7 protein-coding genes and 2 pseudogenes are annotated in these 5168 nt (G+C 51.2%); 4 read left to right on the forward strand and 5 right to left on the reverse strand.

The features are described from left to right. Positions 1-455 precede the first annotated feature (455 nt). From D882_RS1000000133300 to D882_RS1000000133310, 3 genes are all read left to right on the forward strand, one after another. The gene (locus D882_RS1000000133300; protein ID WP_256218494.1) at positions 456-716 is read left to right on the forward strand and encodes a hypothetical protein; all 261 of its coding nucleotides are present in this window, start codon (positions 456-458) and stop codon (positions 714-716) included. Continuing rightward, positions 604-864, forward strand: a complete 261-nt coding sequence (locus D882_RS1000000133305) for a tyrosine-type recombinase/integrase (protein WP_256218492.1) — start codon at positions 604-606, stop codon at positions 862-864. The genes D882_RS1000000133300 and D882_RS1000000133305 overlap by 113 nt, the downstream gene beginning before the upstream one ends. A gap of 101 nt (positions 865-965) precedes the next feature. Then, positions 966-1130 carry a hypothetical protein gene (locus tag D882_RS1000000133310; RefSeq protein ID WP_256218493.1) on the forward strand — a complete coding sequence of 55 codons (165 nt, stop codon included), beginning with the start codon at positions 966-968 and terminating at the stop codon, positions 1128-1130. Between the two features lie 403 nt (positions 1131-1533). On the opposite strand, the gene D882_RS01000000131485 is transcribed toward D882_RS1000000133310, so the two are convergent. The 4 genes and pseudogenes from D882_RS01000000131485 to D882_RS1000000133325 all read right to left on the reverse strand — a co-directional run bounded on the left by D882_RS01000000131485 (position 1534) and on the right by D882_RS1000000133325 (position 3457). Next, positions 1534-2391, reverse strand: a complete 858-nt coding sequence (locus tag D882_RS01000000131485; protein ID WP_177327629.1) for a bifunctional 2-polyprenyl-6-hydroxyphenol methylase/3-demethylubiquinol 3-O-methyltransferase UbiG — start codon at positions 2389-2391, stop codon at positions 1534-1536. A 93-nt stretch (positions 2392-2484) separates the two neighbouring features. Beyond that, positions 2485-2622 (reverse strand): annotated as a pseudogene (locus D882_RS1000000133315) (DUF2514 family protein); the annotation flags it as partial. A gap of 225 nt (positions 2623-2847) precedes the next feature. Beyond that, positions 2848-2997, reverse strand: a complete 150-nt coding sequence (locus tag D882_RS1000000133320; protein WP_256218491.1) for a hypothetical protein — start codon at positions 2995-2997, stop codon at positions 2848-2850. Beyond that, positions 2994-3457, reverse strand: a pseudogene (locus D882_RS1000000133325) (glycoside hydrolase family 19 protein). The gene D882_RS1000000133320 and the pseudogene D882_RS1000000133325 overlap by 4 nt, the downstream one beginning before the upstream one ends. Positions 3458-3696: 239 nt before the next feature. Between D882_RS1000000133325 and D882_RS01000000131495 the strand changes: the two are divergent. Beyond that, entirely contained in the window at positions 3697-4806 is a 1110-nt protein-coding gene (locus D882_RS01000000131495) for an acyltransferase (RefSeq protein WP_050590251.1), read from the forward strand. A gap of 75 nt (positions 4807-4881) precedes the next feature. Here D882_RS01000000131495 and D882_RS1000000132785 read toward each other — a convergent pair whose 3' ends face one another. Beyond that, on the reverse strand, positions 4882-5055 hold the full coding sequence (locus D882_RS1000000132785; RefSeq protein WP_155953755.1) for a hypothetical protein: 174 nt from the start codon (positions 5053-5055) through the stop codon (positions 4882-4884). Positions 5056-5168: the final 113 nt, after the last annotated feature.

The raw sequence follows: 5168 nt of genomic DNA on the forward strand, positions 1-5168 counted from the left end.
TGGAGCTAGGTCGGCAGATAGCCGACCGGTTGTTTGGGTTAAGAACTCAAGTGGAGCATGTATCCGACTCGGATATCTGACTTCATACCCCGGCCATATGGTATGCGAGGTTTATGGATCGCTTACGAAGGAAACACGCGCACGGAGAGACGAGGCGCGAGAGGACGTTGCGAACGGAGTTAATCCGCGCAATTCGAGGCGGGAGAAGAAGGCTTAGATGATCGAGGCCTGGGGCCGCACCTTTCGTCGTATCTATGACGAATGATTGGCTTTCAGGAAGAGGAGTATTTCGCCTGGCACCTACAGGGTGATCAATAATGCCATGGCTTCGGGCGTTCTCCCGGTCTTTGGCGACCGGCAGATTGACTCTATCAAGCTGGCCGACGTTATCGTTTTGATTCGCCGCGGTCGAGAAGTGTGGGTCGGTGGCCGCCGCTGTTAAGGTGCGACAGTGCATGAGCCAAGTATTCAGCTACGCCATTGCCACCGGACTGATCGAGGCGAACCCCACCGCCGAGATGCGTGCCGTGACCGAGAAGCTGGGGCCGCACACTCCTCCCCCCGTTCCTACCCTTCAGCGAAATGCCGAACGCCATGGCGGCGATCCGAGATTGCGCATCCGGTCACCAACTGAAAACGGCGTTCATGTTAATGATCTACATGGCCTCAAGCCCAGGAGAGGTGCGGCACGCCAAATGGTCGGAGATCGACCTTGATGTGGTGACTTGGACGACACCGGCCGCCAAGATGAAGATGCGCCGGGACCATTCGGTCCCAATGTCGCGTCAAGCAATTGATCTTCTGAAAAGAGTGCTGCCGATCACAGGCGGGCAGCGCTACGTATCAGGAACTGCAATATCTTGACTGCGCCAATCGGGATCAGTTACGCGAATTACGTCATGGGCTCTTGCGGGCTTACCAGCAAGCAATCGCCCCACGGTTTCCGGCACCTCTTCTCCACCGAAATGAACGGCCGTGGATACAACAAGGATTGGATCGAGCGCCAACTTGCTCACGCCGATACCAGCTTGATTCGTGATGTATACAACCATGCCGCCTACCTTAAGCAGCGCCGGGAATTGATGCAGGTATGGGCCGATCTCGTAACGCCAAGCTCTCATTGGACGTGAGGGCCTAACTCATGACGCTCTGCCGACCTCATTTATATAGCTCGGCACCACCACGACTGTGCACACAGACAGCCACCGATTTCCTCCAGGCTGCTCAGCGCGAACGCGTTGGTCGCCATCCCTGAGACATGAGCGCCAAGCTGTGGGGGAAGCGGTGGAGGATTCAGCGGCATATCGGTACGAATCTCAGCGACATCGCTGGTCCGGTCTACGGTTTGCACAGCACATTGCAGATGTTCACATCACCACGGATCGGGACCGAATGCCGGATGTCCTTCCATGGCCGGGCGACGCCCCGCTCTCTCATCGGTGTAATCAGGAAATACAGGTCAACTCGACACCGTACAAACAAACAGTATCGAGTATTGAGCAAAATCCGCAATGAGGATGATGGGCGGTCGACCTACACCTTTTTGGCGACGACATATACAATGTCGCTTGGCAGCAGGCGCAGGACAGGAAGCGCAGCGGCGATAGTGCAGTAGATTAAAATTTTGGAAATAGTCCCTAGGTTTCCCGTATAAGAAATTCTCGTGTAGAGACCTGCTAGCCCCAAGGTTGGCAATGTTCCAGAGGCAACGGGAGTGAAATTTCTCTTCTGGAGAAAGCTGGAAAGATTTCGGCGGTTGAAATAATGGACGTGCGGAGAAGGCAGATCTTTTTGCCAAAGCCTCTCGAAAAATCCGAATTTCCCTATGGCGCTGAATAATCTGGATAGCTTGTAGAAAACTCCATCACTACTAGGGAGATTCAAGACCAGCAAACCGTCTGAATTCAATTTCTGATGGCACGCCGCAATAACATCATTGATGCTCGGTATATGTTCGATCACGTCATTGAATACAATCACGTCGAATGTTTCGGAATCACCCAGTGCATCTGGAAAATACCCTTTTCGAACGGGTAGATTTTTTGCTTTTGTTGAGGTAAATACAGCTTCATCTGGCTCTATTCCAATCGTGTCAAATTTCAACATGGCAATTTCCACAAACCAGCCATGAGCACATCCAACATCAACTAGCTTTCCGCCACCCGGCTTAAAAACAGAGATTACGTCAAGCAATTTTCTAAAATTACTTACACGAACTTCACGAAGGCCAGTTTCTCTATCTGCCTCATCAATAAGCGCATGCGCTGATGACTGATTAATAGTTGGTTGAAGATCTGCCTTCTCATAACGACAAGACCCGCACTTAAAGTGCCAGGCTTGTATTCCTCGAGAAAGAACGCCATTACACACAGGACAAGTATTGTTGTTCATGTACACCCTAAACATCCGATATATTAGGTGAGAACGTACTATACTGACATTACCCTGTCCAATTCTTCTGTTGCATGGCTTGGCAGCCCTAAATCATAGGGCAATTGCGTCATACGCCTGCTCACAGGTCAGCCCCCGGGCTCTGGCTTGGTCAGCCAATTGCATCCAACTCGCTCGCTGGTCAGCGCGCTTGAACACGTCGGCAACCACCATTGCTGCGCGGGAAGCTGCCCTGCTTGCGGTGGCAACGCAGGAATTGCCGCTGGCTTCACTGGTTGCGAGTCGGTTGGCAAGGTTGTCGGCTGCTCAGCGCGGGCTGTCAGCAGAAGTACGAGTGGCCGCAGCATCAGCCGTCGTTTGATCGATGATACGTTGACCATCTTGAACCGCCTTGTTGATTGATTGTTGGTAGGCCTGCTCTTTGGTGCGCTCGGCGGCTTCGTTGTCTGCCTTCGTTTAAGCGTCCCGGCTGTTGCGGGTTTTCCACTGGCCCTGCCATTTGGCAGCCGGCACGGTCACGCCGTGGTGGTAGGTACCAAATAGTGCGGCGACCACCAGCAGGACCACTGCTACATAATGAAGGATTCGCAGCCAGATCGAGGTCATGCCAGCACCGTCATCGCAGTTTCGTAGAACGTCTGCCACTCAGTCAGGCCATTAACGCCGCCATTGATGCGCTTGGTCACGCCCACGAAGTCGCCAGCATCTGCGAGAGCATTCAGGTTCCGGGAATTCCCCAGTCACGCCGCCGACTTCGCCGCCCACTCGGCCTGCTCAAGCAGTTCAGGCGTCGCAGCAACCGGCCATTACCGAATAGCGCCTTGCTGCACGCCAGGTAGTTATCGTGTCTGATGATCTGGATCAGCCCGCGCCTGCGGTACTTCTGCCTGTCACCGTCCGTCTTTGGGGGATTGCTCAAGCGTTTCGCCCGCGGCCCGGCGTCGTACTTACTCAGGTACTGGTCACCACCGAGCTCGCGCACATAACGGAGCTGACCGGACTAATGGCCCACCTATGCGATGAAGGCCGCCATGCGCAGCGGGGTGTTGATCTGGTACAGATCCATGGCCAGGTTCAGCGCAAACGCAAAAACGTCGGCTTGTTTGCCGGCGTTCGGGAGGATCTGCAGCGGCTACTGCGCGGTGATAGGCATGCTCATCTCCACTTAGAAAAAAATCTGCGCCAAGGCGAATTTGAATGATTGCAAAACTGTCGATTGATAATTGGCACACATGTATTATCCTGCTGCCTCGTGTGACCTAATCGCAAAACACCCAAACAATTATATTTACAAAGGATGCAACCATGATCGATCCAGATAAAGGTCGAATCGTTTTCTTAGATTACATGCGGGTTTTTGCTTTTGTCACAGTACTTATAGGTCATAAATTCTTTGAGTACTTGACCGCGCTGGCAAACAACACAAGCCAACACATAACAATTAGAAAAGCTGCCGAATTTTTGATGCCGTTTTGCCAAGGAGGCGCAGCGGGCGTAGTGGTATTCTTTCTTACTTCGGGATACATCATCACTCATGTACTACAAAAAGAAGCCGCGACAGACTTTCTTATCAAGCGCGCATTCAGAATCTACCCGCTTTATATCACCGCAGTTATTTTAGAAGCCGCGTTCAAGACCTTTGTGTCCGGAGAGGCTTTTCCTGATACGATGGTATTTGTACAGCGACTACTACTCATCGGCGATTTCTACAGTACGCTCCCAGCCCTTCACGGAGTTGAGTGGACATTACGCATAGAAGTCCTCTTCTATCTATTCATGTTTGCGATGAAGAGAGTGGGAGTATTTCACTTTCAAAAGCTGATCCCAACTATTTACATGCTAGCAGCTTACGGCCTTTACAAAATGCCACCCATACCTTCTTCGGCAGTTTGGTCTTTTGGTTATCTAAATGCCTATGGACCATTCCTTTTTATCGGCTCAATGCTCTATTTAGCTGAGCGTCGATTGTCTTCTCGTCTGATATGTACCGCCGCATCCATCACTATGCTTTACATATCCATGAACGTGATCGCTGGCTACCAACCGAACTGGATGGGCAGCCATTACGCCATTTTGGCGCTATTTATATTTATGGCAGCACTCTTCCTTCGGGCGCAGTTCGAAGACAGTAAGGCTCTCCGCTTGTTTTCAGATCTCACCTACTCTGTATATTTGTTCCATAACTGGACGTGGGATTATTTCGCAATCCCAATTAGGGCGCTGGGACTTTCCGGCAAGTGGGAGCAGTTTGGGATTTTAACAACACTGCTTTTGTTCTGTTACGCAATGCATCGGACAATTGAAACCTACGGCATTCACCTGAGCCGCCCGGTGATAAATCTATTTGCACGCCTAAAAAAATTAACAGTTATGAGAAAGGCAAATATAATCTCTGGAAAACCGTCAATTGCTTAACGATCGAATTTTAGGAGAGCATTGCCGATATATAGGGGGTCGTGTGTAGAAAATCTTTCAACTTGTCTATCAGGACTAACCTCTGGGGGAGCCTCGTCCGGGGGCGTGAGTCAAGAAGGCGATATAGCGATCATCCGTGTCTTCAATTTTACCCTGATGCGGATGTTCTTCTTCATTTTGCGGTCCGCCAAAAACAGAAACTACGCGCCTCTTGATTTCGCTATTAAGCTGAACAAAAATGGTTCCCATTTAAGACCTCCAATTAAGGTAAGCGCTCGATGAACCCCACATTCAAAGCACTTAGCTGATCCAGGATGCGGTGCTTCCGACTCCCTCAAGAGCCAGCCCGCCATGATGCGCCC

Origin of the sequence: Pseudomonas sp. URMO17WK12:I12 (assembly GCF_000514395.1) — a bacterium.
Classification (GTDB): Bacteria; Pseudomonadota; Gammaproteobacteria; order Pseudomonadales; family Pseudomonadaceae; genus Aquipseudomonas; species Aquipseudomonas mucoides.